Below are 16312 nucleotides of genomic sequence, written 5' to 3' on the forward strand. Positions count from 1 at the left end.
TATGGAAATACCATTCGTTGATTTTTATAATAAGAATAACATATCTCCAGTTCGCCAAAATATAGCGGATTTGGAAATGCATTATTACAGACGAGAATCTTTATATATTTCTTTAGGAATATTGCCGGGTTATATAAATAACAGAAAGGTTATAGAGTTTGGACCTGGGAGCGGGCATAATGCAGTTTATACTGCAAGTTTGAATCCTCAACTGTATACTCTTGTGGACGGCAGTAAAGTCGGTTTTGAGGCGACTAAACAAAGGTTTATGAATCAAGATAGGATTGAAGTTATTCATACTTTGTTTCAGGATTTTAATTCTAAAATAAAGTATGATTTAGTAATAGCAGAGGGATGTCTCCCGCATCAAAAGGAGCCCTTATTTTTGCTGGATCATATCTGTAAAACTGTTGATAAGGGTGGTCTTTTATTAATCACGACTGCTAACGGTATTTCATACCTTACTGAAACGCTTCGTAGAATAATTAGAGATAAACTTTTTTCACAAAATGAACCTGCAGAAAAGCAATTGAAGCTGCTGATACCTATTTATGAGTCGCATTTAAAAACTTTGATTAATATGAGTAGGCCGGTTGAAGATTGGATCCTTGATAGTATCATCCAGCCTTTACATGAAGTTCGATTGTTGTCGATTCCGGAAGTAATTAATCATCTTGACGGTAGATTTGAGGTTCTTTCTTCCTCTCCAAAATTTATTGACGATTGGAGGTGGTATAAGGATATAAATTCTAAAATAAAAGGCTACAATCAGATAGCGTTGGATTCTTATTATAGAAAAAATTTGAATTTTATAGATTATCGTTTTAGATTTGCCGAACATTCTGAAGAGTTTGGAATGAAGTTAGAGGAATTGTGCAATGATACATGGGATATTATGTGCAGAATAGAAAAGAACGAAGATGAAAGTTGGGATGAACTATATACAAATCTTTCTCACATTCTTACCTTACTTTTAGAACCCGCACCCGAAACTGCGAAAGCACTTAATGAAATTGTAACATGGCTAAAGGATGGGGATTTAAATAAACCCTTACTTTATTTTCCACATTGGTGGGGAAGGGGCCAACAATATTTAAGTTTGATGAATATTGCTTAATAAGCGCTAATAGCTTTTCAGCTTATGTTTTTTCAGACATTCTATAAAATTGTTCTATTGAAAAAATATAATTAAGCTAAAGGATTTTAAACTAACATTGAAACTTTATACATGGTTGTTAAGTTGATTCAAATCTTAAAGCGAACATTTTATATTTTTATAACTTGTATTAATTTTATTTGGGCTTTTCCTTTCTTATTAATCTTACGAATTGTAAAACCTCTGATTTTAATTAAGTTTACTACTATACTAACTTCTAGAATTGGTCATTTTGCTATTGATTCAAGCTTCTACTTAGCTACTTTACCAAAGTCTTCAGGTTTTCCCAAAATATATCATTGGTTTTGGTTCAGTCCAGGTATTTCTAACTTATATTGGAGTTCGTTAGTTCGAAGATATTTATTTGTTCATCCTTGGGTAAAGTATTTAGATTATTTAAATTATAAACTTCCAGGTGGGAAATCTCATATCGTGCCTGCGTTACCTGCATCTAGGGATAAGGATGGGATATTTCAAAGAGAAATAGAAAGATTTTCAATTTCTAAACACGAAAATGAATTAGCAAAATCGTGGATGCGGAAGTTCGGCTGGACTGATGGTGAACCGTTTGTATGCCTATTAGTGAGAGATTCGGAATATCTTATTTCAGACCCGAATAATAAAAGCTTTGCTGACTCAAGGGAGAATTGGACCTACCACAGTTATAGAGATTCAGATATTGATACCTACGTTAAAGGAATTGAGTATTTTTTAGAACGCGGTTATTGGGTGATTCGAATGGGAAAAATTTGTGCAAAACCCGTTTCTATTCGTAATTCAAAATTCATTGATTATCCTTTTTTAGATAATCAAGATGATCTTTTGGATATTTGGTTAACTCTCAACGCTAAACTTTTTATTAGTACAGGAACTGGTATTGACATATTACCGAATGTGTATAAAGTTCCTGTTTCACTTTACTTAAATGCATTGCCATTGATCAATTTGAACTCATCGCACCATATGACATGGGTTCCAAAATATTTGATTTGGAAATCCACTGGAAAGTATTTAACCTTAAAAGAACATTTATCCAATCATCATTTAGAAACGCTGTTTTATGAAGACGCTGGAATACAAGTTGTAGACTTGACTTCTCAAGATATTTTAGATGCTATACAAGAGCAAGAACAGAGGCTTTTGGGATCTTGGGTTGATACTGACGATGACCTAAATAGACAAAAATGTTTCTGGGAGATATTGAAAAAATTTCCAGAATTTTCTATTTATCATAATTGGATACATCCTGAAGCAAGGGTCGGTACTCATTTTTTAAGAAAAATGGGAGATGCTTTTTTTGAGTAATTGAAGTTTATTTGGCAGCCTATATTGCATTGATTTTCAAAATTACAATGAAATCAATACGAGATTTTTCCAATTATGAAGCTTTGAGCTTTAAATAAAAATTAACTCATTCTGTAGGGACATTAAAAACTGCTCTGAAGTAATTATTAATGAAAAATATATTACCAAATATGCGATTCTGTAAATCTTTGATAACAACGTAAATTCGAGTTAACGATTTCAATGTCACTAAACCCAAGTCTATTAAAATGAAAAAAAGCTCTATAGTATCGATTTTTTCTGATTTTATCCTTAAAAATTTCAAACAATTTTTATGGTTATTTTTCGTGCTGATCATTGAAGGTTCAATGGCTGCTGTCTCTGTGTTTTCATTGGTTCCTTTAGCGGATTTTTTATTAGACCAATCCTTGCAGAAGCCGAGTCAGATTACTAAAGTGGTTACAGCAATATTTGAGTATTCTAATATTGCTATTGGTTTTTGGTCTTTTGGTTTATTGTTTTTTAGTTCGAACCTAGTTAAGGGAATATTAGATGTTATCCTTCGATATGCTATCTTGCGTATTAAATATGCTGTCATTCGTGGCTTAATAGGCGAAACTTTACATATTTTTTTTAAAGCAAGGTGGGAGTTCTTTAGTAGTTCCGAGAATGGCCTATTACTTAACACTATGAATAAAGAGTTGAATACCATCGGAGATTCTTTAGGGCATTTGGCTTCTTTATTTGCTCAGATAATTCAACTTGCTATTTATTTGAGTGTGCCTCTATGGTTGAATGCTCAGTTAACGTTCTCTGCAATTGGCTTGTCTGTTCTTTTTGGTTTACCTTTTTTGCTTTTTCATAGGCTGAGTTATCGCTTAGGAAAGCAAAATACTGAAACAGCAAATGTTGTTATGGGGACATTAAGTGAAATTTTAGGTGCAGCTAGACTGATATTAGGTTTCGGAAAACAAACTCATGCTCGTGATCTTTATCTAGAGAGGCTTGATCAGCACGTGGGAACAACTTTGCGTTCTCAGACGCTTATGACGGCTATTCCGAAATTGTATCAGCCCTTTGCAATGCTTTCAGCTGTCGTTGCGATGGGATTGGCTTTATCTAAAGGAGTTTTAATTTCAGAATTGGCTGCAGTAATGTGGAGCCTTCTATCCTCACTCCCAATTCTTTCCTCTCTCTTGCAGAGTAATATTACGATAAGTAATTTTCTTCCAAGTTACGAGCAGCTTATGCTACTAAAGAATAGAGCAGCTAAATTCGAAGAAAAAGAAGGAAGTAAAGAATTTGTTGTATTACAGAATGGAATTGAATTTCAAAATGTTAGTTTTTCTTATCCTGGTCGCACCGATACTTTGAAAGAAGTTAGTTTACTTATTAACAAAAGTAAAATGACTGCTTTTATAGGAGAATCTGGGGCGGGTAAGTCTACGGCGATAGACCTTATAATGGGTCTACAGATACCGGATAAAGGAGAGGTTTTGTTAGATAATTTGCCTTTGGATCAATGGAGGCAAAATAGCTTTAGAGAGAAAATCGGTTATGTTCCTCAAGATCCTTTTTTATTCAATGATACGATTCGCAAAAATCTACTTTGGTCATTGGGGCGTGCTACGGATAAGGATATTTGGGATGTCCTCTCTCTTGCCAATGCTGATCGTTTTATTAAAGAATTACCACTTGGACTTGAAACCGTGGTGGGCGATAGAGGTGTTAAACTTTCAGGTGGCCAAAGACAGAGAATTGCATTGGCACGTGCTCTTTTGCGAAAACCTGAATTACTGATTTTGGATGAGGCAACGAGTTCTCTAGATTCGGAATCCGAAAAGTTAATTCAACAGTCAATTGAAAGAGTGGCTAGTCATACTACTATTGTAGTTATAGCACACAGGTTATCGACAATTGCAAAGGCCGACCAAGTATATGTATTCCAAAGCGGAAGTTTAGTGGAAGAGGGTTCTTTTGACTCGTTGAGTCGCAAAGAAAATGGTATTTTAAATAATATGTTGAGTACACAGCAATTCTCGAAAACTTTGAACGCTAACGACTAAGTTTCTTGTTCCAAAATTTTCATGAACCTAAACGAAATTACTCATAATCCTATGAACGTCACAATTTTACTCACATTAAAAGGAAGGCCACTGCATACTCTTCGTTGGTTATGGCATCATAATCGTATTCAATTGCCTTTTAAGATAGTAATTGCTGATGGAGGAAATTATCCCGAAATTGTACGTTTACTTTCTGAGCCTAAAAACTTTCCGAATTTGAACTATAAATACTTTCGTTATCAGGATAATTCACTAGAAGATTATTGGTTTAAATTGGCGGATATAATTACAAAAATTGATACTCCATATGTAATGTTCTCTGATAACGACGACTTTATTCTTTCCGACGCTGTCCTAGTCGCAGAAAATCTTCTTGAAACACATTCTGATTGTATAAGCGTTTGTTCTACTGCTTTAAATTTTGCCCTCAAGGATAAGAACTCAGAATTCGATCAGCTTCGAATTCTTGGCGATCTGTATAACTTTTCTTCCCAAGGAGGAATTGATTATGACGCAGAGGATTGTGTAGTGAGAGTTAAACAATTCTTAAATCGCTCGTATTACTTTTTTTACTCCCTTACGCGTACAGAAGCTTGGATTGATATTTTTAAAGAGGTAAAAGAAATAAATTTTAAAAACTTTGATGTTTGGGAAAGATTTATCTATTTATCTCTTGTTATCAAAGGGAAAATAATTTTCTCAATACAACCGTCTTACTTGCGTCAATTGGGAAGTTCTGAAACTCATGCGTCTGTTACTCCGTGGATCAATCGTCTTTTCTTTTCTGATTGGATGGGTGATTTTCAATCAATGGTGCCTGCTATTATTCGACGTGCTGAAAAGTTTACGTCCGTTTCTAATGCGTCTGTATTGGATACAATATTGAGAAAAGTTTATGTAGATGCGATGCCAATGATTATTGAAAATCATTTAACGATGACGAATGCTTATAAGAAATCCTTTTTGAAAAAAATGATTTCGAAAGCTAAAGATTTTTCGTTGATCCGCCGTTTTTACGGCCGTGCAAAAATCAATAAAATTTTCAAGTTTTTGAAATCGCAAGGTTTAGATGATTTTCAATTGAAAAAAGTCAAAAACGAATTGGATGAAGTTCGTCAAACTTTAAAACATTCGGATTTGTATTCCAAGGTTTTACTCTTCAAGGAATTTGATTAATCTTGCTTTCGTTCAATTATCGCTTTAGGTTGTTCTGAGGGTAAGTCTGAGAAATTTTGATGGAGTAATTTTGTTTCAGTTTCTATAAAAAGAGTAGAAACACGAACCGATAAGATATTGGTTTTCCCTAAGGATGAACGCATTTTTAGAATTTGATTAGATGCATATTATAGAAACTAAATTACGTTAAAATTAAAGAGTTTATAAATGAAACAAGTAAATTGCAGAGTTTGCAATGAACCATTGCAAAAGATATTAAATTTGGGTCGTCAACCCCTTGGAAACGGCTTTTTATCAGAAGACAAATTTAAAGATGAATATTTTTTTCAGATGGAAGTAGGATTTTCGGAAACGAGTAAAATGCTACAGTTGCTTGAACAGCCGGAACCCGAGAAGATGTTTCATGAAGAGTATGCTTTCTTTTCCAGTACTTCAAAATACATGGAAAAACACTTTAAAGAATTTGCTGAATTGATTCTTGGATCGAAATTTCTTTCCAAAGAAAAACCATTTGTGGTGGAATTGGGTTGTAATGACGGAATCATGCTTAAGAATTTCGCGCAGAAAAATATCGATCATTTAGGTATCGAACCTTCCCGAAACGTCGCCGCAATTGCGAATCAAAACGGTGTGAAAACGATTTCCGAATTCTTTGATGCGAACGTGGCAAAAAAGATCGTAGACAAACATGGGCAAGCGGACGCGTTCCTCGCTGCAAACGTTATGTGCCATATCCCTGATATCAAAAGCGTCGTGAAAGGAATTGCGGCCCTTTTAAAGCCAACCGGTGTTGCAATGTTTGAAGATCCTTATTTAGGAGATGTCGTCGAAAAAACTTCCTACGATCAGATTTACGACGAACATGTATTCTTATTCTCTGCTCTTTCCATTCAATATCTGTTCAATCTTTATGATTTTGAGTTGATCGATTTATTGCCTCAAAAAACACATGGTGGTTCGATGAGATATGTTTTGGCTCACAAAGGTGCTTATCCGGTTAGCGAAGCAGTCCATAGAATTTTAGAAAAAGAAAAACAACAAGGTCTTGATAAATTAGAAACATTCACTCAGTTTAGAAGGAACGTGGAAAAATCGAAAACTGATCTGGTCTCTCTTTTAAAGGAAATCAAGTCACAAGGAAAACGAGTCGTTGGTTATGCTGCAACCTCAAAGAGTACAACAATTCTGAATTATTGCGGGATCGGTCCTGATTTGATCGATTTTATTTCTGATACGACCCCGATTAAACAAGGTAAATTTTCTCCTGGAGTTCATATTCCAGTAAAGGCATATTCTGAATTTAAATCTGTTTATCCGGAATATGCGTTTCTTTTAGCTTGGAACCATTCGGAAGAAATTATGGCAAACGAACAGGCATTTATGCAATCTGGCGGTAAGTGGATCACTCATGTCCCTTCTGTAAGAGTGGTCCAATGATTCTTTGCGCTAATCCTCTCGCTCAAAATAATTCTTATAAGGATGAAATCCAAAAGGCGATTTTATCTGTCGTGTCTAGTAATCGATATATTTTAGGGCCAGAAGTGGAAGCTCTGGAATCTGAGTTTGCTTCCTATATAGGTGCAAAATATTCTATCGGAGTGGCAAACGGTACAGACGCATTGGAAATTGCGTTACGCGCTCTGAAAATAGGGCCGGGTTCCGAAGTGATTACGGTTTCCCATACTGCGGTTGCGACAGTCGCCGCAATAGAAGCGGTAGGGGCAAAAGCGGTCTTAGTCGACGTTGATCCTAGTTTTTTTACATTAGATCCTTCTCAACTAGAAGAGGTATTTACGAAAAATACGAAAGCTGTGATTGCTGTTCATCTCTACGGTCAATCGGTTGATTTAGATACGATACAAGCTTTCTGTAAGAAAAAAGAAGTCTATTTGATCGAAGATACTTCTCAAGCTCACGGTGCAAAGTGGAAAGGGAAACGATTGGGCAGCATAGGCGACGTCGCTTGTTTTAGTTGTTACCCAACTAAGAATTTAGGAGCCATTGGAGACGCAGGTCTTATAACGACCAATGATTCTCATTTATCTTCTAAGATGAAGATGCTCCGAGAATACGGATGGAAAGATCGATATATTAGTGAATTTGCAGGGCGTAATTCCAGGTTAGATGAATTGCAAGCCGCTATTTTGAGAGTAAAACTTCGTAATTTGGATTCCGACAATGGAAAACGTAGAATCATTGCGGCAAAATACGATCAATTCTTACAGAATACAGCACTTAAGATTCCGGCGAAAAATCTCAACTCCGAACATGTATATCATCTTTATGTGCTTCAAGTGGAAAGTAGGGAAGCATTAATCGCTCATCTAAAATCGGAGAATATTTTTCCTGGGGTGCATTATCCGAGTCCAATCCATTTGCAGCCTGCATATATCGGAAAGATCAAAACAGCTTCTTCGATGAAAGTGACTGAAGAATTATCGGGAACAGTGTTATCGCTTCCGATGTATCCCGAATTGTCTTTGGATGACGTAGATAAAGTAATTTCTTCGGTCTCTTCTTTTCTTTCCTAAACAATTTGAGAATTGTTATTTATGAAGAAAAAAATGATTCAAACTTCAAAACCTCACTTAATCTGGGACGGTGTTTTTTCATCTTGGGAAGAGGCTGTTCGTTCTGCTGGCGGTGCAGACGGAGAAAAAGGTTTCTCAAACGAAAGATGGTTTGAGCGAATCTTAGATCAGCTAAATTCCTTCCGCGCGGAAATAAAGGAATTCGGAATTGCGGTTCCACCAAGGCCTACCAATTTACCTGCAATCGTTTCTCTTACGAATTCAAAAACGATCATAGATATAGGCGGCTCCTCCGGTTGGATCTACGACTATCTCAACTCGAATACTCTTTCGAACAGGATTCGAAAATACTTTATTTTAGAAGTTTTTGATATTGTATCTAGGTCAAAACGATTTGCCCACCCTGATAAGGTACAATACTTTACGGATTACAAAAAACTTCGTTCCTGCGATCTGCTTTATACGAACAGTGTAATTCAATACTTTCCTACGAACGAACATCTATTGGAAATCATAGGACAGGTGAAACCGAAATTTATTTTGGTAGATGATTTGTATGCGGGAGACAACGAAGAATTCTTTTCCAATCAGATCAGTTATGAGAAAAAGATTCCGCATCGATTCTTGAATTTCGAAAAGTTTAAAAAAGAAGTGTGTAAAGAAGGCTATCGTTTGATTTTAAAGCAGCCGTTTCATACTCCGATTTTAGGCCAGTATCAGCCCAAACCTATGGATCATTTCCCGAAGGAATATAGATTGAGATATTCTCTTTCTGTAGTTTTTCAAAAAAATAACTGAGTTCTTTTAGATCGAATCGACGTATGAAATTTGAAAAAACAGATTTACCCGGATTACTGATACTCTATCCAAATGTTTACAAAGACGATCGAGGTTTCTTTTTGGAAACTTTCGAAGAGAGCAGATATAAATTGATAGGGATCCGAGAAGATTTTATTCAGGATAATCATTCTCATTCCGTCAAAAACGTAATTCGAGGAATGCACTTTACGAAAAAAAGACCGCAGGCTCAAATTTTGACAGTGATGCGTGGGAGGATCTTTGACGTTGTCGTTGATATTAGAAAAAACTCTCCTTCCTTTGGAAAATGGTTCGGATTGGAATTGAGCGACGATGGAATTCGTCAGGTTTATATGGAGCCAGGACTGGCTCATGGGTTTTGTACCCTATCTGATACGGTCGACTTACATTATAAGGTGAGCGAGAAATACGATCCATATGACGACGCCGGTTTGAATTTTGCAGATCCTACCGTTGCCATTTCTTGGCCGATTCAAAATCCGATCGTTTCTAAAAAAGATCAAAGTCTTCCTTACTTAAAGGATCTAATTTAAATTTTCATGTCTATTTTGATCACTGGATCTTCGGGTTTGATCGGTTCGGCTTTGGCTGAAAGACTGAAGTTTTTGGGAAAGGAAGTTTATTATCATTCTCGGAATGTTAATATTGAATCCAACAAAAGGACGATTCAATTTGATCTCACTGATCCTGATCTAGAAAAATTGAATCTACCCGAATTTGATGTCGTTTATCATTTAGCAGGGCAGACAAGTATTCCGCGAGCTAAAGCGGATCCGAAATTCGATCTCCAAATCAATCTGCTCGGTTTTTTGAACCTTCTACTGTGTTTAAGACGGCAAAAAAAGAAACCGATTGTGGTCCTCGCGGGTACGACTACCGAAACGGGATTGCACGATAGGGAGATCATTGATGAAACTCTCCGAGACGAACCACTGACTTTTTACGATATCAGTAAATTGTCGGCCGAACACTATTTAAAACAATGTGTTCGAGAAGGCTGGGTTTTCGGTTGTATATTACGTTTAGCAAATGTATATGGCGGAAGTAAACCCGGGCAGGAACAGGATCGAGGAATTTTGGATAAAGTTTTTCATCGGGCTTTAAAAGGCGAAACGATCCAAATCTACGGTGATGGTTCGTTTCTAAGGGACTATATCCATATTGACGATGTGGTTTCCGCGTTTGTGAATGCGGCGGATAGTATAGAGAAAACAAACGGCAAACATTTTTTGGTCGGTACCGGAAAATCTCATTCCATCAAGGAAGCCTTCGAGACCGCTGCGAAAATTGCTTTTGAAATAGGCGGCGCCCGATCGAATATCGAATACGTTGATCCTCCAAAAAATAGCCCGCCGATCGATAACCGAAGCGTCACTTACGAAGTAAGCTCTTTTAAGAACGCGACAGGGTGGAATCCCCGATTTTCATTAGAGTCGGGTCTTCGCCATTCTTACATAACAAAAGAGAGACAAATACATGATAGAACCTAGTTTTATTCAGTTTCCTTCCTTTACGGATGAAAATGGTTCCTTAAGTGTTTTTGAATCTAATAAGCAGGTGCCTTTTTTAATTCAAAGAGTCTTTTCCGTGACCGCAAACGTGAATGACGTTCGGGGCGAACATTCACATCGCAAATGTTCTCAGTTACTTGTATCTATGCACGGGAAGATTAAGGTTACTTGTGATAATGGAACCGCAATCAGCGAATATATCCTTGAAAGTATGGACGGCGGTCTTTTGATTCCGCCTGGAATTTGGTCGACTCAACAATATTTGGATCTCGGTTCCGTTTTACTCGTGTTATGCGATCGAGGATACGAAGACGAGGATTATATCCGCAATTACGATGAATTCTTAGAATGGGTAAAGAATCAAAAATGAAGATAGTTGTTACTGGTGCCTTAGGGCACATTGGTTCCTTAGTGGTCAGAGTTCTGCCGGAATCTTTCCCGGATGCGGAAATTGTGATGATCGATAATTTGATGACTCAGAGATATTGTTCCCTTTTTAATTTGAATTCGAATGTTCGGTATCGGTTTGTGGAAGGTGATATAACAACAATTAATTTGGAAGAAATCTTTTCCGGGGCTAACGTTGTGATTCATCTTGCTGCGATCACTGATGCGGCGGGAAGTTTTGATAAGGCGGACGTTGTTGAGAACAATAACTTTAATTCGACTCAAAAGGTAGCGGAAGCTTGTCTGAAAACGGGCGCAAGATTGATCACTCTTTCATCAACGAGCGTTTATGGGACTCAAAACGACTTGGTGGACGAGAATTGTTCCGAATCTGAATTGAAACCGCAAAGTCCGTATGCGACTACGAAATTAAAAGAAGAAAAGTTGGTTCGATCCTTGTTTTTGGAGAAGAATCTAAAAGTTGTTACGTTTCGTTTTGGGACAATTGTAGGAGTTTCTCCGGGAATTCGTTTTCATACTGCAGTAAATAAATTTTGCTGGCAGGCGGCTTTTGAAAAACCGATTACCGTTTGGAGAACCGCTTATGATCAGATGCGCCCTTATTTAGAAATCAATGACGCTTGTAAGACGATTGTAGAGTTTATTAAGAAAGATATTTTCGATGGCGAGATTTATAACGTTTTAACGACCAATGCTACCGTTAGACAGATCGTAGAAAATATTCGGAAGTATGTTCCCGGTTTGAAAGTGGAATTTGTAGATAGCGCTATCATGAATCAGTTGAGTTATGAAGTGAGCAATAAAAAAATTCTCAATAAAATTCATATTTCCTTCGCAGAAGGGTTAGAGCAAAGTATTGAAGCTGAATTGAAATTGCTAAATGCAATTTGATATTTTGAAATTATTTACGATAACTTTAAATTCATAATCCGAATTTAAATTCATCCTACTGAGTATTGAATGCCTTTAAATTTATTGGAGTGTTTCGGCAATAGAACATGATCATTGAAAAATGAATGTGTGTGATGCTGCAGTTCTGATGATTCCTTTAAGATTAAAGATTGAATGTTTTTAAATTTAACGATTAAGTTAAGAGGTGATTTATGAAAAAAATTAATATAGGATGTGGTGGAAGGCCATTACCGGACTATATAAATATTGACCAGGACTCATTAAACGATATTAGATTAAGATATCCTAACAAAGTATTTGAAGATAGTCTTGTGATTGAAAATCATGATATTTTTAATCTCCCTTACGCTGAAAATTCTATCGACGAAGTGAGAGCAGATGGTCTGTTAGAACATCTTTCATTTAAAGATGAGCCACGATTATTATATGAAGTAAAACGAGTTTTGAAAAAAGGGGGTGTCTTTGAATTCAGTGTGCCTGATTTTGAAGAAGTTTGTAAAATTTGGTTGAAATTGGATGATGATTGGAAGGATTTTTTTAGTGATTCAGAAGAAGATATAAAGAAGAATCATTGGTTTGGGACCTATACTTATGATTATACAAACCGATGGGGCTATATTATTGCGACTATTTATGGGAGCCAAAATGGTGAAGGTCAATACCATAAAAATTGTTACTCTAAGAAGAAGATTGAAAAGATGATGGCGTTTCTAAATTTTAAGATTCTTAAATTGGAAACTTTTTTATGGAAGTCTGATCGTGATCCAATGATTCGATGCGTCGTTGAAAAAGAATAAACTGGCTTACTCTTGATTTAGATTATCGAATATTAATAAGCGGATAACTTTAAATAATGTCATGAACGGCAAATACTAAAAGGTTGTAATTAGATATTGAATGTCTCCATTGTAATTTCTAACTAGTTATTATTTTTGAATATCGTATAGAAATCTACACTTCGGTTGGCAAAAATAAAATTACTCCTCCGAGGTTAAAAATGAAAATTCTTGGCTTAATTCCGGCGCGCGGCGGCTCAAAGGGGATAGCTAGAAAAAATATAAGATTCATTGCAGGCAAGCCGTTGATCGTTTGGACGATCGAAGCCGCCTTGAAATCAAAGTATTTGACCTCGGTTGTTGTTTCTACAGACGATCTTGAAATTGCGGAAGTCGCGAAAAGTGCGGGAGCTTCCGTGCCATTTCTCAGACCCTCGGAACTTGCCACAGATCAATCTTCCGGAATCGATCCCGTTTTACACGCGTTAGATAATTTACCTCAATTCGATTATGTGATGCTTTTACAACCTACATCACCCCTTCGAACAAACTCGGATATAGACGACTGTATCGAATTTGCGATTCAGAAAAACGCTAAGAGCTTAGTTTCTGTTTGTGAATCTCAAGAGAATCCTTTCTGGATGTTTCGTTTGGATGATTCTCTGAAAATGTCCAAATTATTAAATACAGACGATATATCCCGTAGACAGGACAGTCCTAAAACTTTTTCCTTGAACGGCTCTATCTATTTATCCGAAGTAAATTACTTTCGAGAGAGAAAAAAATTCATAACCGAAGACACACTCGCTTTTATTATGAGCAAGGAGAGTTCTGTGGATATTGATGATATGATTGATTGGAAATTAGCCGAGATTTTACTTTTGGATAAAATATAAATATGATTTTAGTGACTGGCGCAGACGGTTTTATCGGTTCACATCTTGTGGAAACTCTCGTGAGAAACGGTAAAAAAGTAAGAGCATTCGTACTTTATAATTCCTTTAATTCTTGGGGTTGGTTGGATCAATGCTCGGAAGAGGTCAAAGGTAAATTTGAAATTTTTTCCGGAGATGTCCGTGATCCGAACGGAATTCGTGCGGCAATGAAAGGTTGCGATGAAGTTCTTCATCTCGCCGCATTGATTGCGATCCCTTATTCTTATCATTCACCGGATACATACATTGATACAAACATCAAGGGAACTCTAAACATTTTACAAGCGGCTAAGGAATTAAACGTTTCTCGGCTGGTCGTTACTTCCACGAGCGAAGTTTACGGAACCGCAAGATTCGTTCCTATAACAGAGGATCATCCTTTGCAAGGACAGTCCCCATATTCTGCAAGTAAAATTGGAGCGGATCAACTTGCGATTTCATTCTATCAATCCTTTAAAACTCCGGTGACTATCATTCGTCCGTTCAATACGTATGGTCCGAGACAATCGGCGAGAGCTATCATTCCTACTATCATTACTCAGATTGCGAAGGGAATGAAAAAAATAAAACTCGGTTCCATACACCCGACGAGAGATTTTAACTATGTTACCGATACAGTTCGAGGATTTATCAAAGTTTTAGAGTCCGAGAAAAGTATCGGAGAGGTGATCAATATAGGAAGCAATTTTGAAGTGTCGGTCGGAGAGACCGTTCAGCTCATCGCAGAAATTATGAAAACGGAAATAGTAATCGAATCCGAAGATATACGAATTCGCCCCGCAGGAAGTGAAGTAGAAAGATTATGGGCTTCTAATCAGAAAGCAAAAGATCTGATCGATTGGTCTCCAGAATACGGCGGAAAAGAAGGTTTTAAAAAAGGTCTTTCAGAAACGATCGTTTGGTTTAGTGATACGAAGAATCTTTCTCTTTATAAATCGGACATATATAACATTTAATGTTAAGCGAACAAATCGTATCAGTTCTAAAATCGGTCCTTGCGGATAAAAAAGGATTTATTCCTTTACATGAGCCGATCTTTCGAGGGAATGAATGGCTCTATGTAAAGGAATGTTTGGACACGACTTTCGTGTCTTCCGTCGGTAAGTTCGTAGATCGGTTTGAAAAAGATCTTGCCCAATTTACAGGAGCGGGATACGCGATTGCAGTCGCGAATGGAACAGCTGCTTTACAAATCGCTTTGAAACTTGCGGGAGTAAAAGCAAATGAGGAAGTTCTGATTCCTACGTTGACTTTTATTGCTACTGCAAATTCGGTGAGTTATCTAGGGGCGTTTCCTCATTTTGTGGATAGCGAAGAGAATACTCTGGGAATGTCTGCGCTTGCACTTCGGGAGCATCTCAACTCGATCGCGGAGATTCGATCTGGAAATTGTATTAATAAAAAAACGGGCAACAGAATCGGCGCTATCGTTCCAATGCATACTTTTGGGCATCCGGTTGATTTGGACGAAATATTAAGCGTAGCGAAAGATTTTCATCTTGTGGTCGTTGAGGATGCGGCGGAATCTCTCGGAAGTTATTATTATGGAAAACATACGGGAACCTTCGGCTTATTTGGAACTCTCAGTTTTAATGGAAACAAAACGATTACGACTGGAGGGGGAGGCGCGATTCTTACGAATGATAAGAATTTAGCAATTTTGGCAAAACACATTACGACGACGGCTAAAATTTCCCATGCTTGGGAATACACGCACGATATGATCGGATATAATTTTAGACTGCCGAATATCAATGCTGCATTAGGTTGCGCTCAGCTGGAATCGCTCCCGGAGTTTCTAAGTTCCAAGAGAAATCTTTACAACAGTTACAAAAATGCTTTTTCTATGATTAAAGAAGTAAAGATTCAATCTGAACCGAATGGCTGCAAAAGCAATTACTGGCTCCAGACTTTGATCTTGGATCCGTCAGTGACGAGTGCGAAAAACTCGATTCTTGCGGATACAAATGCTTCCGGTCTTATGACAAGACCTGCATGGACTTTACTCCATACGCTTAAACCGTATCAAGATTGTTTTCGAATGGAACTCTCCGTGGCCGAATCATTGGAAAGAAGACTTATCAATATTCCGAGTAGTGCAAATCTTATCAATGAATAAGAAGGATATCATTCTCATTGGAGCAGGCGGTCATTCGAAAGTTTGTATCGATGTTATCGAGTTGGAGGATAAATTTCGTATCATCGGCTTGATCGGTAGATCGGAAGAAAAAGGTAAATCAATTCTCGGTTATGAAATTCTCGGGGATGACTCCGATTTACAGAATCTGCGAAAGGTTGTTGAAAATGCGCTGATTGTTGTAGGTCAAATTAAAACTTCGAATCTTAGAAAGGAAATTTATAATAAACTAAAATCGATAGAATACGTTCTCCCTGTTATTCGATCTCCGCTATCTTATCTTTCCAAGTATTCGAGTGTCGGAGAAGGAACTATTCTAATGCATCATTCTATCATAAACCCTGGAGTAAGCATAGGCACAAATTCGATTATCAATTCAAAGGCGCTTATCGAGCATGATTGTAAAATTGGAAATCATTGTCACATTTCAACTGCTTCTGTTTTAAATGGAGGAGTTGAGCTTGGTGACGAATCCTTTGTCGGAAGTGGGAGTATTATTCGGGAAGGAATTCGGATCGGCAGAGAGTGTTTTATCGGAATGAATTCGAAAGTATTGAAGGACCTCTCTGATAAGGAAACACTGATTAAACAGTAACTGAAA

The 16312-nt window shown here is 37.1% G+C and carries 16 protein-coding genes; all 16 read left to right on the top strand.

Annotated features, from left to right (window positions below):
- Position 1 precedes the first annotated feature (1 nt).
- Positions 2–1117, top strand: coding sequence for a class I SAM-dependent methyltransferase (locus LEP1GSC194_RS16860; RefSeq protein ID WP_021064597.1), 1116 nt, complete (start codon positions 2–4; stop codon positions 1115–1117).
- Positions 1118–1240: 123 nt separating this feature from the next.
- On the top strand, positions 1241–2461 hold the full coding sequence (locus tag LEP1GSC194_RS16865; protein ID WP_231384495.1) for a TIGR04372 family glycosyltransferase: 1221 nt from the start codon (positions 1241–1243) through the stop codon (positions 2459–2461).
- 248 nt (positions 2462–2709) lie between these two features.
- A complete protein-coding gene (locus LEP1GSC194_RS16870; protein WP_020774734.1) occupies positions 2710–4506 on the top strand; it encodes an ABC transporter ATP-binding protein in 1797 nt (598 codons plus the stop codon).
- A gap of 51 nt (positions 4507–4557) precedes the next feature.
- On the top strand, positions 4558–5682 hold the full coding sequence (locus LEP1GSC194_RS16875) for a TIGR00180 family glycosyltransferase (protein WP_051185276.1): 1125 nt from the start codon (positions 4558–4560) through the stop codon (positions 5680–5682).
- A 207-nt stretch (positions 5683–5889) separates the two neighbouring features.
- The gene (locus LEP1GSC194_RS16880; RefSeq protein WP_020774698.1) at positions 5890–7119 is read left to right on the top strand and encodes a methyltransferase domain-containing protein; all 1230 of its coding nucleotides are present in this window, start codon (positions 5890–5892) and stop codon (positions 7117–7119) included.
- Complete coding sequence (locus LEP1GSC194_RS16885; protein WP_020774738.1) at positions 7116–8213, top strand: DegT/DnrJ/EryC1/StrS family aminotransferase; 1098 nt, start codon at positions 7116–7118, stop codon at positions 8211–8213. Before LEP1GSC194_RS16880 ends, LEP1GSC194_RS16885 begins: the two co-directional genes overlap by 4 nt.
- 21 nt (positions 8214–8234) lie before the next feature.
- Positions 8235–9011 (top strand): methyltransferase, TIGR04325 family, encoded by a 777-nt coding sequence (locus LEP1GSC194_RS16890; RefSeq protein WP_020774720.1) that lies wholly within the window; start codon positions 8235–8237, stop codon positions 9009–9011.
- A 23-nt stretch (positions 9012–9034) separates the two neighbouring features.
- A complete protein-coding gene (gene rfbC, locus LEP1GSC194_RS16895) occupies positions 9035–9565 on the top strand; it encodes a dTDP-4-dehydrorhamnose 3,5-epimerase (protein ID WP_020774695.1) in 531 nt (176 codons plus the stop codon).
- A gap of 6 nt (positions 9566–9571) precedes the next feature.
- Positions 9572–10522, top strand: coding sequence for an NAD-dependent epimerase/dehydratase family protein (locus LEP1GSC194_RS16900; protein ID WP_017809394.1), 951 nt, complete (start codon positions 9572–9574; stop codon positions 10520–10522).
- Positions 10509–10913, top strand: a complete 405-nt coding sequence (locus tag LEP1GSC194_RS16905) for a sugar 3,4-ketoisomerase (protein ID WP_017809393.1) — start codon at positions 10509–10511, stop codon at positions 10911–10913. The genes LEP1GSC194_RS16900 and LEP1GSC194_RS16905 overlap by 14 nt, the downstream gene beginning before the upstream one ends.
- Positions 10910–11842 carry an NAD-dependent epimerase/dehydratase family protein gene (locus LEP1GSC194_RS16910; protein ID WP_021064603.1) on the top strand — a complete coding sequence of 311 codons (933 nt, stop codon included), beginning with the start codon at positions 10910–10912 and terminating at the stop codon, positions 11840–11842. Before LEP1GSC194_RS16905 ends, LEP1GSC194_RS16910 begins: the two co-directional genes overlap by 4 nt.
- A gap of 212 nt (positions 11843–12054) precedes the next feature.
- Entirely contained in the window at positions 12055–12660 is a 606-nt protein-coding gene (locus LEP1GSC194_RS16915) for a class I SAM-dependent methyltransferase (protein ID WP_020774715.1), read from the top strand.
- 200 nt (positions 12661–12860) lie between these two features.
- Complete coding sequence (locus LEP1GSC194_RS16920) at positions 12861–13535, top strand: acylneuraminate cytidylyltransferase family protein (protein WP_020774707.1); 675 nt, start codon at positions 12861–12863, stop codon at positions 13533–13535.
- Positions 13536–13537: 2 nt separating this feature from the next.
- Positions 13538–14530, top strand: coding sequence for an NAD-dependent 4,6-dehydratase LegB (locus tag LEP1GSC194_RS16925; protein WP_020774725.1), 993 nt, complete (start codon positions 13538–13540; stop codon positions 14528–14530).
- A complete protein-coding gene (locus LEP1GSC194_RS16930; protein ID WP_020774719.1) occupies positions 14530–15693 on the top strand; it encodes a LegC family aminotransferase in 1164 nt (387 codons plus the stop codon). Before LEP1GSC194_RS16925 ends, LEP1GSC194_RS16930 begins: the two co-directional genes overlap by 1 nt.
- The gene (locus tag LEP1GSC194_RS16935) at positions 15686–16306 is read left to right on the top strand and encodes an acetyltransferase (protein ID WP_020774703.1); all 621 of its coding nucleotides are present in this window, start codon (positions 15686–15688) and stop codon (positions 16304–16306) included. The genes LEP1GSC194_RS16930 and LEP1GSC194_RS16935 overlap by 8 nt, the downstream gene beginning before the upstream one ends.
- Positions 16307–16312 lie beyond the last annotated feature (6 nt).

The organism is Leptospira alstonii serovar Sichuan str. 79601 (genome assembly GCF_000347175.1).
GTDB classification, from domain to species: Bacteria; Spirochaetota; Leptospiria; order Leptospirales; family Leptospiraceae; genus Leptospira; species Leptospira alstonii.